The organism is Coleofasciculus sp. FACHB-1120, assembly GCF_014698845.1.
Taxonomy (GTDB): domain Bacteria; phylum Cyanobacteriota; class Cyanobacteriia; order Cyanobacteriales; family FACHB-T130; genus FACHB-T130.
The window spans coordinates 88,285-112,336 of record NZ_JACJTV010000001.1 but is presented as its reverse complement, the minus strand read 5'-3'; the positions used below and the strand labels follow the sequence as shown (position 1 = coordinate 112,336).

Sequence of the window (24,052 nt, the reverse complement as noted above, 5' to 3'; positions counted from 1 at the left end):
GAAAAGATAAATAATAGAAATCAGACAAAAAGCTAGCAATTTATCAAAAATTGCTAATCCAAGCGAAAGCAATCAATGTAACTTTGGCAACACCGGGTAGTCGGGAAAAATTAGAGGATTCAAGGTGTCTTCAATCCTTCGTTTCCTGTTAATGAAAACTCACCTTTCTACCACTGCCAAAGTGTGATATTTAGTTACGCTAATATAGTTTAATCAATGATGGTTTGTAAAAAAATATTCAATGTAAGCAAATACACGCCCCCACGCTTCTAGCGGAAGTTTACATAAACGAAGCCTACCGGGAGCAAGCTAAAATTATTCAGGCGTAGACAGACTTTACAAGCGCAAGCCCCACCCTGATGGGTGTGGGTTCACGTATTGGGGTATTCCCAAGGAAATCTAGCTCCTAACCCCTTTCCCGACACGGTTGTGGGTGAATAATTCAAAGCCTCTCTCGGAGTCCTCCTCCAGAGCAATGGAAGCGAGGTCAAAACTGTACCACACATACCGAGAACTGCTATAACTAACAGCTACTTATGAATCTCCCAACCATCGACCCCCAATTTGAAGCGCTCTTGCAGTATCTTAAAGGCACCCGTGGCTTTGATTTTACAGGCTACAAACGTTCTACTCTGATGCGTCGCGTCCTCAAAAGGATGCAGATAGTAGAAATAGAAAGCTACAACGATTATATAGATTACTTAGAAGTATATCCGGAAGAATTTATACACCTGTTCAACACATTGTTGATTAATGTGACTGCCTTCTTCCGCGATCGCTCAGCTTGGGATTACATTATTAAAGAAATCGTTCCCTACATTGCCGTCCGCAAACCAATCAACGAACCGATCCGCATCTGGAGTGCTGGCTGTGCCTCTGGAGAAGAAGCTTATACGATTGCGATAGCCTTCGCCGAAGCGCTGGGAGTGGAACAGTTCAAAGAGCGGGTGAAAATTTATGCCACCGACTTAGACGAGGAAGCCCTCAATCAAGCCCGCCAAGCCACTTATTTAGCCAAAAATGTCGCGGAGCTGGCTCCCGAAATGCTAGAGAAGTATTTTGAGGAATGCGAGCGGGGCTATAACTTTCGTAAGGATCTGCGCCGAGCCGTGATTTTTGGGCGTCACAACTTGACGATTGATGCTCCCATCTCTCGCATTGACTTACTGGTGTGTCGCAACACTTTGATGTATTTCAATTCCGAAACTCAAGCCAAAATCCTCGCCCGCTTTCACTTTGCCCTAAATGACGGTGGCTTTATCTTTTTAGGGAAAGCGGAGATGTTGCTCACCCACAGCCATACTTTCACACCTGTGGATTTGAAGCGCCGTGTCTTTACCAAAGCCCATAAAATAGGAATACGCGAACGGTTGTTACTTATGGCTCAGTCTGGTAGTGAGGAGGCAGCAAACAATATCGCCACTCATGTACGCATCCGGGAAGTTGCTTTCGACAGCAGTCCGACACCCCAGATAGTCATCGATGTCAATGGGTTTCTCGTGTTGGTGAATGAACAAGCTAGGGCAATATTTCCCCTAACTCCGAAGGATCAGGGACGCCCCTTGCAAGATTTGGAAATTTCTTATCGTCCCCTGGAATTACGCTCTTGTATCGATCAAGCCTACGCGGAGCGCCGACAGATTACTATCCGGGATGTACGGTGGCAAACCCCTAAGGGAGAAACGATTACTCTAGACGTGCTGGTGGTACCGCTCGTAGAGGTATCCGCCAATCCTTTGGGCGTTAGTATTTCCTTTATTGATGTCAGCCGCTACAAACGGCTACAGGAGGATCTGCAACAATCCAACCAAGAACTGGAAATGGCTTATGAAGAACTCCAGTCTACGAATGAAGAGTTAGAAACGACAAACGAGGAACTCCAATCCTCTAACGAAGAGTTAGAGACGACAAACGAGGAACTCCAATCTTCTAATGAAGAGCTGGAAACCATGAACGAAGAGCTGCAATCCACGAATGAGGAATTGCAGGCTCTTAACGATGAAATGCGCCGTCGCAGCGAAGAACTCAACGATGCGAACGCCTTTTTAGAGTCGATTTTGGGCAGTCTTCGGGGTGGCGTCGTCGTAGTCGGGCGAGATTTGCATATCCAGAGTTGGGATCGCAAAGCTGAAGATATGTGGGGACTGCGAAGCGATGAAATCCAAGGGCAACACTTTCTAAATTTGGATATTGGCTTGCCAGTAGAGCAACTTAAACAGCCAATTCGCATTTGTCTATCTGGGGAAGAAGATTTCCAAGAAATTATCCTCAATGCCACCAATCGACGCGGCAAAGCAATTGAGTGTAAAGTTACTTGCAAACCTTTGTTAGGCAAAGAAGCAGAGATTCGGGGAGTGCTTTTATTCATGGAGGAGCAAGAGGAGGTTCTTCAATGAATCAGAACAAGCTGTTGCAGCAGATAAGTACTCTGCAACAGCACTTTTCAACCCTGCACAAATATTTATTAGCCATTGATTCATCGCCCATCCAGGTATTGCTCTTGCAGCAAATCGTGTTGGGGACGGCAGCGTTTGAGGAATTTTGCTTCATCTTAGAAGACTTGCTAGTGGAACACGAGGAGGTATCCCAATACAACGACTATCTGACAATCCCATCGAATCGAGATCGCCAGCGCGATCGCCCAGACACAAACCAGTCTCAACAGTTGAAGCAGCTGCAATCCTCCAAGCAGAGGCTACAACTTCTCGATGAGCAACTGCAAGCGACTGTCGAAGCATTAGCCAAGAGCGATCGCGCTTTAGAGGATAAAAACCACGATTGGCTTGTCGTCAACGAACAACTGCAAGCTGCGATCGCTCAAGCCAAGTCCACTGTCGATAGCTTAGAGGCGCGTGACGGGGATTTACAAGTAAAATCGGAACAATTAGACACGAGGAACGAAGAGCTACGGCTAACAACGGAAGAACTACGACTGTCCAGCCAGGATCTTAACGAAGCCAACGCCTTTTTAAAGTCTATTTTTACCAGTCTACCGGGCGGTATCGCCGTATTAAATCAAGAGCTGAACATCCAAGTCTGGAATCTTCAAGCTGAAGATTTGTGGGGGCTGCGAAGCCATGAAATCCAGGGACAACACTTTCTAAATTTGGAGCTTGGCTTGCCGATAGAGCAACTCAGACAGCCGATTCAAAGCTGTTTAGCCGGGGAATCAGAACACCACGAACAAACGCTAGATGCTCTCAACCGGCGCGGGAGAACAATTCAATGTAAAGTCACCTGTATGCCTCTATTTACTTTAAAGAAAGAAATTCACGGAGTGATTGTGTTAATGCAAGAATTACCCAGCGCCATGCCAACGTTATAAAAATTTTAAATCTACGGTCTCTGTGGAAATATATTTTCTAAGTACAGGTAAAACTTTAAACCTACTGGTAATAGAATTAACCGCTTTCCGAACCTCGCTGCGACAATATAAAAGACGATATGAAGAAAGTTAAACTCAGCCTTTTTCTGCTTAAAAAAGCTAAAATATTCTATCTTTTTGTGATTTTAACCATAAGACGTTTAGCGCGAGGTGGGAAACAGGCTAGGGGATCGGGTTTATCTGGGTTGAAAATGGCTAGGAAGGGTCTGTGAACGAGGCTCCGGTTACAGCTTATGGATTTTCGCCTAACTGATCAGTCTCTAAGAGGATTTACAAATAAATTTCTTACAGTTAACTCAAGGTGTGTACATAATGTTTCTCTGAGATTTTGCACACCCTTCAAGTTACTGGAATTTATTCATTGAACATTGAATAAGTGAATAAGTTCAATCGCACTTACCACCAAAAGCGAAAAGCTGGGTGTGGTTTGTCTAGTCACTGAGGGAGCTTAGAGCTAATCTAATTTTTTAATTGCTCGCAACCCCAATGGGTGCCTCAATCGTTTAACAAAAACTTTACGAAATTTTACAAAAAGGTAGTGATTAGAAATTGCATGAGTTTCCACCAGAAAGGGGAGCAGTTTAGCCAAAAAGTACAGACTGCACGTCAACGCGCAGCGGCGCTAGAGCAGCGCATTGTCGATTCGCCTAAGCAAGACCCAGAGCTGCTAGCGGTATCGCTGGAAGAATTAAAAACTGCCTTAGAAGAATTACACGTCGCCGAAGAAGAACTGCGCCAGCAGAATGAGAGTTTGCTAGCGGCTCGCAGTGCATTGGAATCGGAACGCCAGCGCTATCAAGACTTATTCGATTTGGCTCCAGACGGCTACCTGGTGACAGATGGGGCTGGAATGATTCGGGAAGCCAATCAAGCCGCCGCCCAGCTTCTCGGTGTCGCGCACACTTACTTAGTGGGCAAACCGCTGATCATCTTTGTGCCGGAGGATACTCGTCGAGCCTTTCGTTCTCAACTGACTCATCTGCCGAAATTAGGCTTACTTCAGGAGTGGGAGGTGCGACTAAAATCGCGTCAAGGAAACCTCTTTGATGCTGCTCTGACGGTTGCCAGCGTCCGAGATAAGCCAGGTCAGGGATCTTCCCTACGGTGGATGCTACGGGATATCACCGCTCGCAAGCAAGCGGAGGAGAAAATTCGCTGTTATCATCTACAAAATTTGCACCTTCAAGAAGAAGTTCGGCTGAAATCGCAATTTTTGGCGCTGATGTCTCACGAACTGCGGACTCCGATGAACGCGATTCTTGGCTTTTCGCAATTGTTGATGCGCCAAGCTCAGCATCAACTGGGTCACAATCAATTACATATGCTGGAGCGTATTTTTAATAGTGGAAAACACTTGCTCAAGCTGATTGAGGATATTCTGGATTTCTCTAAGTTGGAGGCGGGACGCCTGGAATTAAACTTAGAAGAATTTAACTTAGTCGAGCTAGTCACGCAAACGGTGGAAGAACTCCAGAGTTTAGCTCACCAGAAACAATTGGAAGTTCATATTCACGTTTGTCTAGATAACCCTTATGTTGTAAATGACAGTAATCGCCTGCGGCAAGTGTTGGTTAATCTTCTTTCCAATGCGATTAAGTTTACCGATTCGGGTAGCATAACCGTAGACGCTTGCGAACCGACACCCGACCAAATTGCGATCGCTGTCAAAGATACTGGTATTGGGATTGAGCAGTCGGAAATCAAGCAAATTTTTCAAGAATTTCGCCAAGTTAGTCAAAGCCTGACGCGCACTTATGGCGGTACGGGTTTGGGGCTTGCCATTACTGACCGATTGGTTGGCATGATGCATGGAAAAATTCAGGTGGAAAGTCAGCCCGGAGAAGGTTCAACTTTTCGCCTAGAGTTGCCCCGTAAAGTCACTTCAAGCTCTAACACTTCTGCAATCGTGTCAAAGTAACTCCCTATCTAGAGAAAAAAGTGCCTCTCCAGACCTCTCCCCAACCCCTCTCCGAAACGGAGAGGGGCTTTGAATCTTGCCCCCCTTCCCTGGTAGGGAAGGGGTTGGGGGTTAGGTCTAGGAGCAAACCGCAAATCCCTACCGCTGATTCCACGCTAAAGCTGCATCCCCAACTGCTTTATCTACCGTCTTTTCCCCCAACATCGCTGCTTGCAAATTTTCATAAATTGCCTTCTGCAACTTGTTGAGATCCTTGATCGCCGGGACTAAAACCTCTGCCGATGTCAATTGGCTGGCACTAAGGACGCGAGCTTGCTCCACGGGCGACACCTTAGGATTAGTGGCTATCTGGCGTTGGTACTCTTGCACTGCCTGAACGGTAGACGGCAACACGTTCGCCGCCTTGGCAAAAGCCAGTTGATTCTGATCGTTCGTGACAAATAAAGCAAATTTTAGGGCGTCATCCGGATTTGGAGTGTCGCGGGGAATCACCAGATTCATCACGGCTACATTCTTTTTACCCGTTTCGCCGGTAATCTGGGGTGCCGCAGCAGAGACTTGCGCGATCGCGGGTGCATTCTTCTCTATCGTCGCCATAAACTCTGCTCCCGTTGCTAGCATCGCCGTCTCGCCCGCTTGGTAGAGTTCAACTGCACGTCGATGCCCTTGTGTCAATACCTCCTGGGGCAACAGCTTCTTCTGGTAAAGGTCTACCCAATACTGAAACGCCGCTTTCCCTGCGGGTGTATTAAAAGCCGCCTCTCCTTTGGTATCCACTAATTCAACCCCCATCTGCACCATCGATTCCAGCACCTCAGCCGAATCTTCTGGAACCAGAGTCACAAAAAACGCATACTTGCCGGTTTTTTCCTTAATTTGCTGAGCGACTTGTGCCAGTTGGGCATAAGTCGCCGGAGGTTTGCTCACACCAGCGGCTTTAAACAACTCCTGGTTGTAAATCGTCACCCGCGTCGTTAAATACCAGGGAATGCCAAAACTTTGGTCGCTGAGCGTGCTAGCCTTCCATATATTAGGTAGATATTGCTGGCGCACAGCTTGGGGAACTTTAGTATCTAAATTTAACCAGGCATTGCGCGACGCTAATTGGGAGGCAAAGTCCGGATTCAGGTTTACGACATCGGGTGCCGTTTTCGCCGAAACTGCCGTCAGAATTTTGCTTTCCATCGCACTCCAGGGTACATCTACCCAGCGCACTTTGACGCCGGTATTTTCGGCTTCAAAGTTAGTAATCAGTTTGTTGAAATATTCAGTAAACTGCGGTTGCAGCTGCATCGTCCAGAACTCAATTTCCCCTTTTCCGGATGGGGAAGAGCCAGGGCTACAGCTGATAACCCAGCTGAAAATGAACCCCAATAGGGTACAAATGCCCAATCGTCTCCAGGTTTTCCTACGGATCATGTAAATTGCAATTCCACTTTCAGCGCTAGTAGTAACCCAGCTAGCAGTAACTCATCCTACCTGATGAGGTATATCTATTGGTAAGGAATCTACTAGGGTGTATTTTTGTCTCTACCGATGTGTTTGTCGGCTAGATTGGGTACCATAATTCTGTCTCTATTTCCCTCTCTACACGCAATCTCTCTTCTCTAACTAAACTTTCAATGGCTGCTTCCCTCAGCAAACCTAAAGATATGTTCACCCGGTTTAAAGGATTAATAGCTAAACGTACCAAAGGAATTGGTATAGAAATTGCCCCTGAACGGATTAATATTGCTCAACTACGCAAGCAGGGTCAAGGATTCAAATTAACAACGCTGTCCTCTAAGGAAGTTCCGGAAGGAGTTTTTCAAGAAGGCAAGATTATTGATGCCCCAGCTTTAGCCGAACTGATTAAGGAAGCGATCGCTGAAAGTAAGATAAAAGTCCAGAACGTTGCCACTGCCGTATCAGGGCGCGAAGCGGTGGTGCGCGTTATCCCAGTACCTGCGGAACTCGATGACAAAGAGTTGCGGGAAATGGTATTGGATCACGAAGCCGGTCTCTACTTGCCATTTCCACGGGAAGAAGCAGATGTAGACTACCAGAAGCTGGGATTCTTCACCGATGAAGATGGAATTGAGAAGGTGCAGGTGCTGCTAGTTGCCACCCGCAAGGATGTGACAGACACCTATATCGAAACCTTCCGCGAAGCGGGATTAAAAATTGATGTGTTGGAGATTAGTAGTTTTTCTCTGATTCGGACGATTCGAGAGCAGTTGCGGCAATTTGGCCCTCAAGAAGCTGCCGTTCTGGTAGACATTGAGTTCGACAGCACCGAGATTGCCATCATCGTGGATGGGGTGCCCCAATTCTCCCGTACCGTACCGATTGGGACGTATCAGCTACAGAGTGCCCTGAATCGGGCGATGAATTTACCGACATCGAGAAACACTGAAATCCTGCAAGGGATGACAATTCCCAACACCCCCGTCGATAATGTCCGCACGGGTGCAACGGGAATTAACCCTGGTATGGGAGCTTTAGTTAGAGTATTGGGAGAGCTTGCTGATGAACTGCGTCGCTCAATCGATTTTTATCTAAATCAGAGCGAAAATTTGGAAGTGGCGCAGCTGCTACTGGCAGGCCCAGGAGGAGGAATTGGACAACTGGATGAATTCTTCACGCAACGGTTGAGCTTGCCGACGACGCAAGTAGATCCAGTTGCTGCCCTTTCCTTGGAAATGACAGAGGAAATTTCACCAGTACAAAGACCGGGGTTGGGAGTGGTATTGGGATTAGGACTACGAGAGGTTTAAAGGGATGTATAGCCTAGATATTAATTTTCTTAAGGATCGCCCGGACATCATACGCCGCGATGCCCCCGGTGCCAAAGCTCCCGCTGGGAATAAAAAGATGACGCCGCTGTGGGCAGGATTAGCAGTCGGACTGCTATTGCCAGCAGGGGTTGGGGCGTTGTGGTTGTTGTTGCAAAACCAAACCGAACAATTGACTGCACAAAAAGCTCAATTGGAACAGAAGCTGAATGAAGGCAAAGCCAAAGAGCAGCAAATTCAAGCAATCAATAACGAAATTCAGGCAGTGAAAGGAGAAACCCAGGCACTTGCCAGCGTGTTCAATCAACTAGCTCCTTGGTCAGCGATTTTGCAGGATATACGCGATCGCGTTCCTCCAGGTCTGCAAATCACCAGCATTGAGCAAACCGCGCCAGATCCAGCCACCGCCGCAGCAGCAGCCCCTAGCCCCACGGCTGCCGCTGCCCCTCCCAGCTCTAACGTGGCAATTAAAGGGTATGCTCGCTCCTTTGATGAAGTGAATGACTTTTTGCTCACGCTACAGCGGTCTAACTTATTCGATAGCGAAGATACCCAAATCGTGGCTGCCGAGTTGAAAGACAATCAAACCCAGGTGCAACAGCCCCAGGATCAAGGAAATTCCAACGCTAGAGTAGAAATTAAATTGCCAAAAGTGGTGGAATACACCATTCAAACGAGCCTGAGTGATGCCCCAGCTTCCCAGCTACTTAGAGAGTGGGAGCGCAAAGGTGCAGTGGGATTAGCGACTCGGCTGAGAAACCTTCAGAACACAGGAGCGCTGCAAAAATGACGGTAAGTCAAGACTTTATACCATCCGATGAAGGCCAAGATGAGGCTGCCTATCCCAGTGCCTTTGGGATTACGTTCACACCAACAGTCAGTGGTGCCTTGCTGGCAGTATTGGGTCTAGCTGGCGCAGCTTATTTGGTCGTTAACTTGTTGTTGCCTGCGTGGACTTCTTATCAACAACTGCAAGCTGATGTAGAAAACACCGAGCAGCAAATTCAACAACAGGAACAACTTCAGCAAAAAATTGATGCGGCAAAAGTAAACCTAGGCAAGGCAAAACAGCAAAGAGCTGCTGTCCTTTCCATGTTTGGTAGTGCCAAAACCCTGGATACCTTAATGCTGGATATCAATCGTTTTGTTAAAGCAAGACAGGGCAAATTGACCAAGTATGAGCCAAAGAAAAATGATGCTGCTGATGCCAACAGTAGTGACATTATTACTGATGGCTCTTTAGGACCGGAAGTCAATGGTAAGCTCAAACGTAAGGTATACAATGTAAGCTTTGAAGGCGATTACGGTCAAACCCAATCCATTCTGAGAAGTCTAGAACGACTCCAGCAACTGCTAGTAGTAAAAGACTTGAAATCAGAGTTAAAGGACGCGGCAAGCAGCCAGAAAATTACGGTGAACCGGCAGGGTAAAATTGTCCCCACTGGCAAACTTAAAGAGCGAACCTTGATTAACACCTCTTTTAACTTAGAGGTGCTGCTGCCATTATCGGAGCAGGAAGCGAAAGAGGCGGCAGCAGCGGCAGCGGCAGCAGCGGCGGCAGCTCAACCGGCCCAGTAGAAGACAGCGAGTAGGTGTCGAGAATTCGACCTGAAAGCTGTTATTCAGGTGCAAAAATTGCTTTTGTGTGAGGAGGAAACGGTGAAACAGGTATCAATATTGGGTGGAATCTTGCTCGGTTCAGCACTGGTTCTACCCGGAACACAACGGGTCTTAGCAGCTGCCACGCAAGTAACCGCTGTACAACTTAATCCCACGGAAAACGGTGTTGAAGTGATGTTAAAGACATCTGAGGGCGATGCCCCCGGCAAGGACTCTGTCCTCCGCCCTCAGATGTTCACCCTCAGCCGTGGGAATGAGTTAACGGCAGATGTGGTGAATGCCCAGCTGAGCTTACCTGAGGGAGACAGCTTCCGTCAGGAAAATCCGGCTCCTGGCATTCAGTCAATCGTCGTGAGCCAGCGGGAGGACAATAGCGTCCGAGTAACAGTCAGTGCGGCTAACAGCATACCGACCGGGCAGATTAGCCAGAACAAGGAAGGGGGAATCACCTTAAACGTTAACTCTGTTGCACCGCCGAATAAAGCAACACCGCCGACGCTCTCCTCCCAGACACCTGTTAATTCTTCGCCTACTGCACCTGCACCAACGGCACAGACGCCACCGGCTCCAACCCGACTCGCTCAAACGCCAGTTCCGGGCGGTGTATTCCCCCAAACGCCACCCGGTCAAATCCCACAGGTTCCAGCACCCGGTGGCGTAACCCCTGCGCCCGGTCTACCGGAGGTTCAGCCTCAACCAGTCATAAACCCGCCAAACCCAGACGTTCTGGTGCCAAACCCGCGCATTACGATTGACGGAGTTCCGGCTCCAGCGGCTGGAACAGTTCAACCCGTTAGTCCAGCACCGCCTTTCTTGCCGAGAGCGATCGCGCCCCCAGTCGGCGATATCACCACCTCCAACACCAATGCTGCCCCCGCTGTCATCGATCTCGGTACAGCGGAGCGCGTACCCCGCTTAGTGCTGCGGGATGCCCCAGTTCGAGAAGTTTTAGGGCTACTTGCCCGTTCTGCTGGTCTCAACCTTGCCTTTACGGGCGGCGCAGCAGCAGGTGGTACTCCTGGGCAACCAGCCCCCGCTCCTGGTCCAGGTGGTGCAGCTACCGAGGGAGGACCTACCATTTCCCTGGATATCGAAAACGAACCCGTTCAAGATGTCTTTAACTACGTCCTTCAGCTGAGCGGCTTAGAAGCCAACCGAGTTGGACGAACAATTTTTGTGGGTGCCAGACTGCCTGACGATGCTCGAAATATCATCACGCGCAGCCTGCGACTCAATCAAGTTCCTGTCACTGCGGCAGCAAACTTCTTGACGACCCAAGGGGCAGAGACGCAAATCCCTACAGAGCAAATTCAAATTCAGACCATTGGAGAGGGAGCCGCCGCTCGAACGGTAGAAATCAGAACGCCAAGCATTCTAGCACTGAGAGCTACCGAGGGAAATGCCCCCTTATTACTCAAAGGGTTAGCAGTGTCAGCCGATGAGCGACTCAATGCCATCACCCTGGTTGGCTCTCCTCGCAAAGTTGAAATTGCGACAAACCTCTTGACCCAGCTAGATGCCCGCCGTCGCCAGGTGGCAGTGAATGTCAAGGTCGTTGATGTCAACCTATTGAACACCAAAGACTTTAATACTAGCTTCTCCTTCGGCATCGGGGACAGTTTCTTCAGCGTTGACCAGGGAGCAGCAGCCTTTAATTATGGCGGTGTCAGACCCCCTACAAACCAGCAGGTGAATACGAGTCAGGTTAGCCCCCCTGTTATCCCAAATCCCTTTAGCGGAGCCAATGTTTTCCTCGATCCAAATAATCCTATCAGCGTTCCGGGCACTGTACCAGGTACCATCATAGTTGGTCCGAATGGTGTTACAAGGGCGCAAAATACAGGAGCTGGGCTTTTTCCTAGACCTGTTGTGAATTTAAATAATCCGCTACAGGGTGGTTTCATAACCGTTACTCCAGCTACAGACAATATCATTACTCAAACCCGTGACCCCGCTACCGGGCTGGTGACATCAACTGCAACAGCGGGGACGGTTGGGACGGTTACGGCAGCTCTCCCTTCCCTATTGCAGTTCCCCAGCCGGTTCTTATCCTCATTGCGATCGCAGATTCAAAGTGGTAATGCCAAGATTTTGACTGACCCGACTCTGGTTGTCCAGGAAGGACAGTCGGCTACTGTCAACTTGACTCAAGAGGTCGTCGGCAATATTCGGCGAGAAACGGAAACAACTGAAAATACGACGAATACAACCGTCACCGCAGAAATTAAACAGGCAGGTTTAATTCTCAATATCCGAGTCGAGCGGATTGACGATAATGGTTTCGTCACTCTAGCGGTAAATCCCACCGTGACTGCGATTGGGGGTCAGCAAAATATAGTCGTTGGTGATGATGTTAACCAAATCGCTTTGCTGACGGTGCGTAACCTGAACTCTGGACAACTTCGCCTGCGAGATGGTCAGACGCTGATTTTGTCGGGCATTATTCAAGATTCAGAGCGAACGACCGTATCCAAAGTACCAATTTTGGGCGATATTCCGCTGCTGGGTGCCCTGTTTAGAAGTACCAACAAGGTCAATCAACGGCAAGAAGTAATTGTGTTGCTGACGCCTCAGATTATCGATGACTCGTCGCGTTCCGCGTTTGGCTACAGCTACACCCCAGGACAAAATGCGCGTCAGATATTGGAGCGTCAGTAAGGCGCGTAAGTAACAGGTAGCGATTGAGTCTTGAGGAGACAAGACACAACTTCCCCCCTGTTCGACTTCCGACAGGGGGCTTATTTGTGCCGTAGACGGAGTTTTTGGCTAGGAAACGAGGCTGTGCAACTCTCAGAAAGTGCCCGTTGCCGAAAAATTAATCAAAAAAATCCTCAAATCTACATAACTTAAAGCTTTCGACGATCCATATCCAGCACGCAGACTTTAGAATAATGCAGTGAAACTTCGAGACAGCGAGAGTTTCAGCTTTTTTGAGGCTAAATTGCCCTCAAAGGCTCGTGTCTATAGCCCCGATTGGGGACTTTAGAGCTGTGATAATCACGCCCGTACAAACCATTTGGAGTGACGAAACATGAATAAAGGTGAATTGGTTGATGCAGTGGCAGACAAGGCTTCTGTCACTAAGAAGCAAGCAGATGCTGTTTTGACGGCTGCCTTGGAAGCTATCATGGAAGCTGTTTCTTCTGGCGATAAGGTGACTTTGGTGGGTTTTGGCTCCTTTGAATCGCGGGAACGCAAAGCCCGCGAGGGTCGCAACCCTAAAACTGGGGACAAGATGGAAATCCCCGCAACGAAGGTTCCTGCATTTTCTGCGGGTAAGTTGTTTAAAGAAAAAGTCGCACCCGAAGATTAACCACTCATCCAAAGCGGCAATCATCCTTGACTCGGCCTGTTCACGGGGGTAACTTAGCCTGGGCAGCTGCACTGGCAGGCTGTTCCCCCGACCTCATTGTTGATTTTTCTGCCAGTATTAACCCGTTGGGGCCTCCCCAGTCGGCACTCGCGGCGATTGGGGCACATCTAGAGCGCTTGCGTGCCTATCCTGACCCAGATTATGGCGAGTTGCGGGTGTCTCTGGGTAAGCTGCACCAACTCCCGCCAGACTGGATTCTGCCTGGAAACGGCTCGGCAGAGTTACTAACCTGGGCAAGTTGGGATTTATCAGAACTGACGGGAACGTGTCTGGTGACACCAGCATTTGGCGATTACTGGCGGGCACTCCGGACGTTTAACGCCAACGTACATGAGTGCCCGCTTCCCGATTTTGGATCTTCAATTTTGGATTTACGATTCCCAATCCAAAATCCAAAATCCAAAATCCAAAATCCCATTGGTCTACTGGTGAATAACCCGCACAATCCCACGGGTCAGATGTTTTTGCGGGAGACTCTGATCCCTTATCTGGAGAAATTTGCGCTGGTGGTGATGGACGAAGCCTTTATGGATTTTCTGCCGCCTTCCCAGCAGCAAAGCCTTATTCCAGTGGTGCAAGAGTACCCGAATTTGGTGATTCTGCGATCGCTCACCAAGTTCTACAGTCTGCCAGGGCTGCGCTTAGGTTATGCGATCGCTCACCCAGACCGTCTGCGTCGCTGGCAACAGTGGCGCGATCCTTGGCCCGTCAACACCTTAGCCGCTGCCGCTGGTGTTGCGGTGGTAAAAGATACGCAATTTCAACAGCAAACCTGGGAATGGTTGGAACCGGCAAGGTCCTACCTATTTCAAGGTTTGGCGCAAATACCGGGATTGCAACCGCTACCGAGTGCTGCTAACTTTTTGCTGGTTGAGTCAGAACAACCCAGTTCGCAAGTACAGGAAAAACTTCTCAAGCAGAGTAAAATTCTGATTCGTGACTGCTTGAGCTTTCCAGAATTAGGCGATCGCTACTTCCGAGTCGCGGTGCGTTCTGAATTTGATAACCAGCGCCTAATCGACGGTCTAGCAGCAATCTTGTAATGGCTAATTATTAATTTTTTCCATTAGCCATAAACAATTAGCACTCAGCAATTAACAACTGACAAAGAACAAATCATGGCAGTTGAGTACGACTTAGTCGTAATAGGCGGCACAGAGGCAGGGCGTCATGCCGCAGTTGCTGCTGCCAACCTGCAAGCCCGCGTTGCCTTAGTTGAACCCCAGCCGACTCCGGAGGGGCAACGCGAGCGATCTTCTTTACAGTTAGGGTCTCTCTATCCCAAAGCTTTGACTCAGCTTAGGCGAGTGATTCACCCGCTGAGTGACGCCGATCGATTCGGTGTCTCCTGGGATCTGGCTGATTCTACAGAACAGCAAGCCATTCCAGGGGTGCGATTGGCTGAGGCAATCCAGTGGGCAGATAGCATGGTCTCCACCCTGGAAGAACAAAATTCCCCAGCGATTTTGGCTTCTTTGGGCGTTGATGTTGTTGTCGGGGAAGGGGAATTTTGCCGAAAACCTTACCTCGGCTTTGTCGTCAACGGACGGAGATTGCGATCGCGTGCTTACCTGATTGCCACGGGTTCTCGTCCGGGGATTGCAGCAATTGACGGACTCGAAGCTACTGGCTATCGAACGCCGATAGATATTTGGCAGCAGATATTCCCCGAACAGATAGCTGTAGACGCATCTCCTCGCCCCTGCTGGGTGGTCATTGGCGGTGGCGCATCTGGCACCGAACTGGCGCAGACTTTATCTCGGTTGGGCGCAGATGTCACCCTGGTGGTACGCAGTTCCCACATTCTGCCGAAAGAAGACCCAGAGGCGGCAAGAGTGGTACAAGCACAGCTAGAAATTGAGGGCGTTCGCGTCTTGACTCAAACAGAGGTGACGCAAGTTAAACGAATTGATGGTAAAAAGTGGGTTCTCGCTGGCAACAAAGCGATTGAAGCCGATGAAATTGTGCTATGTACTCGACCGCAACCGAATGTCACCTCTTTAAACTTGGAAGGTGTTGGCGTCAAGATGAATCGCCGTGGCATGGAGTTGAACGAGAAACTGCAAACAACGAACCCCCGGATTTACGCTTGTGGTGACGTTGCTGGGGGTTATCAAGCTGCCCACATTTCCCGGTACGAAGCCTGCATCGCCCTCAAAAATGCTTTGTTTGCGCCTATTTTCAAAGTAGACTATCGCGGCATTCCGACAGGCGTTTTTTCTGAACCGATGCTGGCGCGGGTTGGTTTAACCGAGGCGCAAGCGAGACGCCAGTACGGTAAAGATGTCTTAGTGTTGCGACAATATTTCAAGGCAGTGGCAGCAGCCCAGATATTAGGGGAAATCACGGGATTTTGTAAAATTCTGGTGCGTCGCAATGGAGAAATTCTAGGCGCAACGCTAGTGGGGATGGAAGCGGGTGAGTTAATGGGAGCGATCGCTCTGGCTATGCGGCAGAAAATCAAAGTGGATGCTCTGTGCCAACTGCCTGCCATTTCTCCCACCCTATCAGAAATTATTCAGCAAACTGCTAACGAGTGGCACCGACAACGACTTCGGAAAAATACCCGCCTGGAAGACTTCTTAGAAGGCTTTTTTAACTTCAGGCGGTCATGGTCTTCGTAACCATATAAAGTTTATTTTGGCAAGCTATGGAGCTAATTTTGCCTTTTTTGCTCGGTTTTCCAAATACCATTGAGCGATCGCAGGTGTCCATTGTTCAAAATGAACCCAGAGCAATTCGCAAAACTTTTGCGCTTCAAGTTGAGCATCTTTTTTCCATCTCAAGTCTAAAAGATGCATGAGCGATCGCACATTACAACTCAGCACAAAATGCTGTCTGGCATCAAAAGGAATAATTCCTCTAGCGTGTTCTTCTGAAAGTCCTTCATCTATGCGTTTTTTATAATGTTTGCAGGCATCTTCGCACCATTGCAAATCAGCCTGACGTTGTTCCTCCGAATACAAATAGCGTTTTCCCTGACGGTTCGTATAGTTACCAACCGGACGTAAATAGAAAGCTTCTTCTATATCTAATTTGCCCTCTACAACATCAACAATTCTCTGTCCGGTATAACGGAAGGATTGTACATCAAAACTCACGCCGACGCGATGAGTGCGGAGTTGCTGCATCATCGAATGCGGGAAATAACCCACATTAACAGTAATTTGAGGATGTTCTAGAGGGCCGTAATGTCCGCGATCGCCTGATAATAAATGTTTAATAATCAGTTCGCCGCTTCGTTCCTCATCAGGCCAGCGAGCGCAACTATTCCAAACCAACTCTTCAGAGTAATCTTGATGCATTGCTGCCCAGATAACTTGTTGGGGATTCGGCGTGGCAGCAACTACCTCAACACGAAAATATTTCACCTGAGTATTTCCTTATATTCGTGCTATAACAATTTTTTCTGGCTGATCTTGATATTTACCCTGCCGAGATTCATAGCTCACCTCGCAAGGTTTACCCTCAAAAAATAGCAGTTGCACAATTCCTTCATTGGGATAAATACGGCAATCTGCATTTGATGAATTGGAAACCTCTAGGGTTAAATGTCCTCTCCAACCAGCCTCAGCAGGCGTTAGATTGCAGATAATCCCGCAGCGTGCATACGTGCTTTTTCCAATGCACAATACAGTAATATTTTCAGGCACTTCTAGTCTTTCTAATGCCACTCCTAATCCATAGGTATGAGCTGGCAGAATGAAATAGCTACCATTCGCATCGGTATGGAGTTTTGTCGGCTCCAAATTTTCAGGATTAAAGTTTTTGGGATCGACGACTGTACCGGGAATATGCCTGAAAATGTGGAATTCCACAGGCGAGAGCCTGATATCGTAACCAAAGCTGCTCAGACCAAATGAGATAACAGGTAAGTCGTCCACACGACGAACTAATTTAGGCTCAAAGGGCGAAATCATACCCTTTTGAGCCATTTCAGTAATCCAGATATCGTTCTTAATCACAGGTTCACAAGTAATCCCAACCGGAATACTAGGATAGCGTGAAGTGAGTGCATTCCCTACGGTCGGTGACTGCGACGTATTTCAGTAATTTGGTCAGCAACATCCAGAAGTGCTTGGGGCATTTCTGGGCCAGTCAAAATGATATCTACATGAGCAGGGCGTTTTTCGAGCAGCGCGAGTACCTCGGATTCGGGAATTAAGCCAAAGTTAATCGCTAAGCTCAATTCATCCAGAACGACAAGGGCATATTTGCCTTCGGATATTACTTTCTGGGTATGCTGCCAAAGCTGGAGTAAAGAGTGAGTTTCCGCCTCATCGAGGTGCGGGGTATCGATGCAACGGGGTAAGTCGCAACGAACCCAATCTAGATTTTGCCCTAAGCGCATGGGATGCTCGTGTCCCTGATTGATTCCGCCTTTGAGGAACTGAATCACTAAAACTGAGGTTCCTTGACCGGCAATTCGCAGTGCTTGCGCTATCACGCCGGTAAAAAAGCTGCGGTGAGCGCCGGTAAAAACTTGCACCAGTCCTTCAATAGTGGGGAGCAGGCGACGATCTGAATGAAGCGCTGGGGTTTCTAGCTGGGCAACCATAAGGCGAAGTTTAATCGTGAGGAATCTTGAAGAGCGAATCGCTTGCCCCAGAAAAGTTTGGTTAGCAAACGATATGTAGTGTGTTTTTTTATTTTGCCTCATAATCAAACACTAGATATATCTATCCGTCAAGCCCGTTAAGTGCTGACTATCCTGTATTAGTTCTTGTATTAGTTCTTGGCTTCGTCAGTCTCGCTGAGCGACCGATCAATGGCAAAATAGCCAGCATAGGCTTGGTTGAAAGCTGATCAAAGTTCAGCTTCCGGCGATGCTTGATTCAATCACAGCAGGAGCAAGGTGCCGTGAGACTAATAATTCTAGGAGGGCCTGGGGCAGGTAAGGGAACGCAGACTGCATTGCTATGTAGTCACCTGGGGATTCCTGGAATTTGCACGGGCGACATTTTGCGGCAAGCGATCGCATCCCAAAATCCCCTTGGTATCCAAGCACAGACCTATGTAGAAAAGGGTGAGTTGGTGCCCGATGCCCTGATGATCGAATTCATGCGCCAGCGTCTCCAACAGCCGGATATCAAGGGTGGTTGGCTGTTAGATGGCTATCCGCGTACTGCTTTTCAAGCAGAGGAATTAGATTTTTTGTTGGAAGATTTGGGACAACACCTAGATTGGGCAATTTGGCTAGAGGTGCCGGAATCAGTGTTGATAAGCCGTTCTTTAGAGCGATCGCGTCCAGACGATCGACCAGAAATCGTACAACGCCGCCTCGAATTATTTCAAGAACGCACGATTCCCATCCTGGAATACTACGAACATTGCCAACGGTTGTTGACTGTCAACGGAAACCAAACCCCAGAGCAAGTGCAGCACGACATTTTAGGCAAAAACTTGGCGGCGAGTGCTGAGTAATCCAGGGATTCTTCCTCTGCGTTACTTTGCGTTTACCTTAGCGTTCCTCTGCGTTGAAAATACAAGGATTATCTGGATGCAGCAGAGCGGTTTTGTCCCAGAAAATGACCCAGTAAATAAAGTGAACCGCACAAAACCAATAAACTTTCTGGGGAAATCGCCGCTTCTAATCCAGCCGTGAGATCCGGGTAGGTGCGACAATCGGCTAATTCTGGGCAGATATTTTGAGCCAAGGTAGCTAAATATTCTGGATCGGCGGAACTATGATCCGGGACGGGGACTAGATACAAGCGATCGCCCTTTCTGAGTAATGCACTAAAAATATCGGCATGATCTTTCGTGGAAAGCATCCCCATCACCCAATGGATCGGCGATTTTTCCAGAGTATCGACATATTGACGCAACGCGATCGCGGCGGCTGGATTATGGGCACCATCGATCAATAACCGATGATTTCGCCAACTTGTCCACTGAAGACGCCCAATCCATTGAGTTTTTGCCATACCAGAAGCGATCGCTGCTTCTGAAATTTCCCAACCTTGCTGTTGAAGAATTTGGAAAGATGCGATCGCTAACGCCGAATTATTCAGCTGAAAATCTCCCAATAACGGCAAAGGATACTTTATCCCCTGATACTCCACCCTTCTTTCTTCTCTTTGCGTCCTTAGCGTCTTCGCGGTTCCTAACTCCACCGCCGGTTCAGCCCAAACAACCGGACACCCCAACTCAAGAATCCGCTGTTGTACCACCGCCCTCGCCTCCTCTGGCAGCTGTCCCACCACAGCAGGACATCCCGGCTTGAGGATACCGGCTTTTTCTCTAGCAATATCCGCTAAAGTAGGGCCTAGGTTCTGCCAGTGTTCTCGACTGAGAGAAGTAATAATTGTGACGAGGGGGTTCGGGCATACATTCGTCGCATCCAGACGCCCTCCTAAACCCACTTCCACCACCGCTACATTTACCTGAGCTTGAGCAAAATACAACCAAGCCGCAGCGGTGATGACTTCAAACTGCGTGGGTGACTCTTCATCTGGTTGGATAGCTGCTTGGACTTGTAGCAGCAATTTTTCTAGCGTTTCCAGCGATATCGGTTGTTCGTTTAGACAGATGCGCTCGTTCCAATCGACTAAATGAGGGGAAGTATACCGCCCCACGCGATAACCTGCCTCAGTCAGCACTGCGGAAAGGTAAGCACAAACTGAGCCTTTGCCATTCGTTCCAGCGACATGAATCACTGGTACTTTGTGGTGCGGGTTGCCCAAATTTGCCAATAATTTTTGAATGCGCTCTAAACCGAGATGAACACCAAAGCGCTGAAACGGTTGAAGAATTGAGTCGATATCCACAAGCCACCAGATACTAACTTTTTTTTAACCAAACTTAATGTTTCCGTTAATTAGCTTTTTTTCCCTATCTCATCGCAATTTGCTTGAGAGTGACGGGAACTATAACTTTGGCTAGATTGAGTGGGAATACTAATTGTAGATCGCAATTATCTGGAATTACTGAGATGGCAACCAAAGAAAAATCAAAAGATACCGCTAAAGGGTTAAGAGGTACGGAAGCTCACGCTAAAACTCGCGTGCTTCTTGCTTTGTGGGATTTGGGAGGAACTGATGAGGAAGTTAAAAAAGGCGAATTAACCGAAAGAGTTAAACGGACGAACGAGAAGGCAGGAGACTATCAAGGCGTTTTTGAACAGTTGCAAACATCTGGAGCGATCGCTATCTCCAAAAACAAAATATCCCTGTCTGGTAAAGGCGTTGAGATGCTTGGTGAGGGACTGAAAAACGCTGATTTCGAGTTTGACAGCCAAATTGGGGCAAAAACTGGCAATGCTTTGTTGAAATGGCTTAGAGAGACGGGAACGCCTGTAAATGGGGCGACTGCTACATCAAGTAAGGCAACCGAGAAAGCGATCGCATCCTACGACGAGTTCAAGCAAGTGGCATCGGATGTCTACGACCAGATGAACCGCGACTACAATCTGAACGATCTGGTGCCGATTTACCGAATTCGGCGGGAGATTGGCAATCGGGTAACTCGTGCTCAGTTCACCGAGTGGATGATGGAGATGCAAGCCAACGATATTTTGCAACTTCAGGGTGGCGGGGTAGAAGATAGTGCCCCAGATAAAATCGAAGACTCGATCAGGAATGAACTGGGCAATTTACGCTGTTATGCTAAGCGTCTAATTTCCTAACTTTAGTTAAGTAATTTTGCTGTCCTTTTATCTTTCTTGAACTTTAGCCCTTATACAACGATGACTAGCACTGTATCCTCAATCGAAGACTTAATTAGAAACCACAATGTATTTGACGGACATCAAGTTGTCAAGAAATCACAAGTATGGGGGAAAAGTTTCCCAGAGGTTTCTGCAATAAATGCTCATGCTTCTGATGCTGTTTTTGAAGCAATCAGGCAAGTTCGCACAGGTCAGTGTCAAGTTAGAGGTATTACTATAAGGGCTGACAGGGGGCTAGGAAAAACCCACATTATTAGTCGGATTCGCCAGCGTCTTCAGACTGAAGGCAGTGCTTTCTTTGTCTACATGGCTGAGTATGAAGATTTAAATCAGATTAAGTCTGAGTTTCTACAGACCTTGGCATCTAGCCTCAAACAGGTAGGCAGTCAAAATGTAATGCAATGGCAAGAACTAGCAGCCGCCTTAGTCAGTGAAGTCTCCAAAAAAAGCTACACGCCTAAGGATCTGATTAATAAATTTCTCCCAGCTTTGGCAAAAGATCCCAAGCTAGTTAATAATCTGACTAATAAAGTTATTCTAGCAAAGCCTGATATTGATCCCTATATCATACGAGCTATTGTGTGGACGCTTTCCCAGCTCCACGCACCCTTTGCAATCAAATGGTTGGCAGGGGAAGAATTAGCACAATTACAAGCTGAAGCAATGGGTTTGCCTACCATTGCTGTCGATTCTTCTAAAACACTCTGCTATATCCTAGACATAATCAGTGATTACAAAACACCGCTACTTTGTTTTGACGAGTTAGATAGTGCAGCAGGATGCGATGACAAGGGTTTTACAAGGGCGCAGGTAGTTGCCAGCTTCGTTAAAGATTTATACAACCAAATAAAGCGTGGTGTGTTACTTACCACTATCTATCCTGCTACCTGGGAAGCTGAGATTGCATATATGTCAGATGCAAATGCAGTGATAGATCGCATGGCTGAATTTAGCTCTGGCAAGCCTATTGATTTAAGAAACCTCAATTCTGATGAAGTTGTTGCTTTAGTTTCCCAACGGTTGAAAAAGCTCTGTGATGAGCATGGAATTACTCTACCTTATCCAGTTTATCCATTTGACGAGGGGGAGCTTAGAAAACTTGGTAAACAAGGGCTAACTGCAAGAGAACTTTTGACCTGGTGCGCCGAAAAAATTAAAAAGGGTAAGGATAATCGAGTCGAGCTAGCTTTTAAAGAAGAACTTGAAGGTCTTGCAGATTTTCTAGAGGATGAAGCTAAAATTGCTCAAGCTCTTATCTTTGCATTCAATACAATCATTGGCAAAACAATAGATCGTGTCAAAGTTGATAAGATTGAAGCTCCAGTTAAACCAAGAACTAATTGCATTGATTTCAAAATTATTGGTGAAGAGGATAGCAATGTAGTCAAGATTGGAGTAGCGGTTATTCAGGCATCTGGTGGGGTAGGTATAAAAGCTGGGTTGAAAGCTCTTACTGAATATAAAACCTACGATCTAACTCGCGGGTGTTTTGTCCGTTCTAAAACAATACCTCCTAAGGCGGTAGTAGCCGAGCAATATCGAAAGCAACTTGTAGAACAGCAAGGTGGAGAGTGGGTGAAGTTGATGGAGGAGGAGATTAAACCACTAATAGCGATTTGGGCTGTTTATCAGAAGCATGAAAGCCTTGATTTGAGTGAAAGTCAAATATTCAACTTTATTACTGAAAAAGAGTTAACAGTAAACAACCCATTGATTCGGGAAATCCTGAGCGATCCATCCGGTCAAACTCCTGAGGGTTTAGTCGATGAGGATGCTTTATTTGAAGAAGCTTCGACAATATTAAGTAAAGCATCACAGCCAACTGATGATTCTCATCTGGATGCCTTATTAGCGTCGATCATGAAGGAGTAATTTGACTTTGATGAACACTGCACTGCGTCTACCTGCTCCAGACGTTGAAGCCTTAATTCAAGGGCGAATGATTGCCGCCATGTCCCAAATATTCCTTAATCCGAGGCGGCAATTTGCTCTCTATTCTTCCGATGCTTCAATTAACCTACTGCCAACTGAGCACTACTACCGCTCAGATTTCTTGCCAATTGCCCAAAGTGCGCTCGCTCAACTAAATTCTGAAACAGTTTTGATTAAAGCTTGGGCAAAATGCGAAACCTGCCAAATCCTAAATGATGCTGAGTCTTTAGCTGCCTTGTCGCGGTTAACAGTATGGACATCTGAAGCATTACAGGAAATACTCTCTCAACGGGGTCATATTTTCCTGGTATATTTGCGCGTCTATCTGCTACCTCAACCGCTTGAAGTTCCGGTAAATACCAAGGGGAATTTTGTTTCATTACCGAATCTCCTGACTATTACTGAATCTTCGCCTGTATTGAGCGATCGCGTCTTCTCCCAACGCCGCCAGCAGCTAGAACTTCGACAGCCACCACTGCATCCAGAATTGGAAGAGTTGCAGAATGCGATCGCTCAACTATCCGCTGATAATCCAGCAGCGGAAGAACTAGATCGGGACATCAAAATATTTCTAGGTTGGGGTAGTGGTAAGCCTGCAAAGCGACTTGATTCAGATGAATCTTGGATTGAGAAAATTGCACAAATCGGGAATTCCAGCGACGGTCATACTTTTGAAAAATTAGTTCGTAAAGGATTTTTGAAGTTAGGCTTCAGTGGTTCTGGACTCGATCCAAACTCAATGGGTGGAGCTGGAGGTATGGATTTCTACTGTGACGCTCCTTATCCAATGGTGGGAGAGTGTAAGGCTACTAAAACAGAGAAAGTCCCTGATGGAACGCCTGCTCAACTCCTTAAAATTGGCATGAACCATCTCGGTAAAAGTCAGTATGAGCGTTCAATCAAATTGATTGTAGCGGCGGGAGAATTAAATTTTTATGCCAATAGGACAGCTACTGAGAATCAAATGAATGTCATTAGACCCGAAACGCTACAAAGATTAGTAGAAATGCAAGCACAACACAAAAATTCTATCAATTTGTTAGAGCTAAAGCAGTGCTTGCAGCAAGCTCCCTTTGGATTGGCTGACGATAAAGTTAATCGTTACATCGATAAAATTAACCAAGATATCAAGTTGCGATCGCACCTCATCCAGCTTTTGAAAAAGCATCTAGAAACTACAGGCGAAGAGACTGTTGCCATTGATGCCCTTCATGTCGCTTATCTTTACTCCAGTCCACCTCAGCCTTTGAAACGCGAAGAAATGCACGATATTCTAATTGAGCTTTCCTCGCCTTTAACGGGATACTTGGGGCGAAAAAAAGGGGGTGATGGGAGCGATCGCTTCTATTTCCTCCGGGACTTGCCAGCCGCATAAGTCTTA

19 protein-coding genes are annotated in these 24,052 nt (G+C 47.5%); 14 read left to right on the top strand and 5 right to left on the bottom strand.

The genetic code is table 11. The features are described from left to right. Window positions 1-536 precede the first annotated feature (536 nt). The 3 genes from H6H02_RS00545 to H6H02_RS00535 all read left to right on the top strand — a co-directional run bounded on the left by H6H02_RS00545 (window position 537) and on the right by H6H02_RS00535 (window position 5,303). Window positions 537-2,396, top strand: coding sequence for a CheR family methyltransferase (locus H6H02_RS00545; protein WP_190813616.1), 1,860 nt, complete (start codon window positions 537-539; stop codon window positions 2,394-2,396). Further along, a complete protein-coding gene (locus H6H02_RS00540; protein WP_190813614.1) occupies window positions 2,393-3,325 on the top strand; it encodes a PAS domain S-box protein in 933 nt (310 codons plus the stop codon). The genes H6H02_RS00545 and H6H02_RS00540 overlap by 4 nt, the downstream gene beginning before the upstream one ends. Window positions 3,326-3,938: 613 nt before the next feature. Then, complete coding sequence (locus tag H6H02_RS00535; protein WP_190813612.1) at window positions 3,939-5,303, top strand: ATP-binding protein; 1,365 nt, start codon at window positions 3,939-3,941, stop codon at window positions 5,301-5,303. 138 nt (window positions 5,304-5,441) lie between these two features. Here H6H02_RS00535 and H6H02_RS00530 read toward each other — a convergent pair whose 3' ends face one another. Next, on the bottom strand, window positions 5,442-6,722 hold the full coding sequence (locus tag H6H02_RS00530; RefSeq protein ID WP_190813610.1) for a sugar ABC transporter substrate-binding protein: 1,281 nt from the start codon (window positions 6,720-6,722) through the stop codon (window positions 5,442-5,444). A gap of 233 nt (window positions 6,723-6,955) precedes the next feature. Between H6H02_RS00530 and pilM the strand changes: the two genes are divergently transcribed. The 7 genes from pilM (at window position 6,956) to H6H02_RS00495 (ending at window position 15,694) form a co-directional block, all read left to right on the top strand. Beyond that, entirely contained in the window at window positions 6,956-8,059 is a 1,104-nt protein-coding gene (pilM, locus tag H6H02_RS00525) for a type IV pilus assembly protein PilM (RefSeq protein ID WP_190814184.1), read from the top strand. Window positions 8,060-8,063: 4 nt separating this feature from the next. Then, complete coding sequence (locus tag H6H02_RS00520; RefSeq protein ID WP_190813608.1) at window positions 8,064-8,867, top strand: PilN domain-containing protein; 804 nt, start codon at window positions 8,064-8,066, stop codon at window positions 8,865-8,867. After that, a complete protein-coding gene (locus tag H6H02_RS00515) occupies window positions 8,864-9,655 on the top strand; it encodes a hypothetical protein (protein WP_190813606.1) in 792 nt (263 codons plus the stop codon). Before H6H02_RS00520 ends, H6H02_RS00515 begins: the two co-directional genes overlap by 4 nt. A gap of 81 nt (window positions 9,656-9,736) precedes the next feature. Next, window positions 9,737-12,355, top strand: a complete 2,619-nt coding sequence (locus H6H02_RS00510) for an AMIN domain-containing protein (RefSeq protein WP_190813605.1) — start codon at window positions 9,737-9,739, stop codon at window positions 12,353-12,355. 373 nt (window positions 12,356-12,728) lie between these two features. After that, the gene (locus H6H02_RS00505) at window positions 12,729-13,010 is read left to right on the top strand and encodes an HU family DNA-binding protein (RefSeq protein ID WP_190413637.1); all 282 of its coding nucleotides are present in this window, start codon (window positions 12,729-12,731) and stop codon (window positions 13,008-13,010) included. Window positions 13,011-13,036: 26 nt separating this feature from the next. Then, window positions 13,037-14,113: a threonine-phosphate decarboxylase CobD gene (gene cobD / locus H6H02_RS00500; protein ID WP_190813603.1), complete on the top strand. Its 1,077-nt coding sequence runs from the start codon at window positions 13,037-13,039 to the stop codon at window positions 14,111-14,113. 75 nt (window positions 14,114-14,188) lie between these two features. Further along, complete coding sequence (locus tag H6H02_RS00495; protein WP_190813601.1) at window positions 14,189-15,694, top strand: NAD(P)/FAD-dependent oxidoreductase; 1,506 nt, start codon at window positions 14,189-14,191, stop codon at window positions 15,692-15,694. 24 nt (window positions 15,695-15,718) lie between these two features. Here the strand turns inward: H6H02_RS00495 and thyX are convergent, their stop codons facing one another. The 3 genes from thyX to H6H02_RS00480 are packed head-to-tail and all read right to left on the bottom strand — an operon-like array spanning window position 15,719 to window position 17,628. Next, the gene (gene thyX / locus H6H02_RS00490) at window positions 15,719-16,441 is read right to left on the bottom strand and encodes an FAD-dependent thymidylate synthase (protein ID WP_190813599.1); all 723 of its coding nucleotides are present in this window, start codon (window positions 16,439-16,441) and stop codon (window positions 15,719-15,721) included. A 12-nt stretch (window positions 16,442-16,453) separates the two neighbouring features. After that, window positions 16,454-17,035: a dCTP deaminase gene (gene dcd / locus H6H02_RS00485; RefSeq protein ID WP_190537077.1), complete on the bottom strand. Its 582-nt coding sequence runs from the start codon at window positions 17,033-17,035 to the stop codon at window positions 16,454-16,456. A gap of 56 nt (window positions 17,036-17,091) precedes the next feature. Then, window positions 17,092-17,628 (bottom strand): P-loop NTPase family protein, encoded by a 537-nt coding sequence (locus H6H02_RS00480; protein ID WP_190814182.1) that lies wholly within the window; start codon window positions 17,626-17,628, stop codon window positions 17,092-17,094. A 302-nt stretch (window positions 17,629-17,930) separates the two neighbouring features. Here H6H02_RS00480 and H6H02_RS00475 point away from each other — a divergent pair, with 302 nt between their 5' ends. Continuing rightward, a complete protein-coding gene (locus tag H6H02_RS00475) occupies window positions 17,931-18,494 on the top strand; it encodes an adenylate kinase (protein WP_190813597.1) in 564 nt (187 codons plus the stop codon). A 68-nt stretch (window positions 18,495-18,562) separates the two neighbouring features. Here H6H02_RS00475 and H6H02_RS00470 read toward each other — a convergent pair whose 3' ends face one another. After that, window positions 18,563-19,840, bottom strand: coding sequence for a Mur ligase family protein (locus H6H02_RS00470; RefSeq protein ID WP_190813595.1), 1,278 nt, complete (start codon window positions 19,838-19,840; stop codon window positions 18,563-18,565). 164 nt (window positions 19,841-20,004) lie between these two features. Between H6H02_RS00470 and H6H02_RS00465 the strand changes: the two genes are divergently transcribed. From H6H02_RS00465 to H6H02_RS00455, 3 genes are read left to right on the top strand one after another with little or no spacing between them, the layout of a single operon-like run. Then, the gene (locus H6H02_RS00465; RefSeq protein ID WP_190813593.1) at window positions 20,005-20,697 is read left to right on the top strand and encodes a hypothetical protein; all 693 of its coding nucleotides are present in this window, start codon (window positions 20,005-20,007) and stop codon (window positions 20,695-20,697) included. A 60-nt stretch (window positions 20,698-20,757) separates the two neighbouring features. Further along, a complete protein-coding gene (locus tag H6H02_RS00460) occupies window positions 20,758-22,611 on the top strand; it encodes a hypothetical protein (RefSeq protein ID WP_190813591.1) in 1,854 nt (617 codons plus the stop codon). Between the two features lie 10 nt (window positions 22,612-22,621). Next, entirely contained in the window at window positions 22,622-24,046 is a 1,425-nt protein-coding gene (locus H6H02_RS00455) for a DUF1802 family protein (RefSeq protein ID WP_190813589.1), read from the top strand. Window positions 24,047-24,052 lie beyond the last annotated feature (6 nt).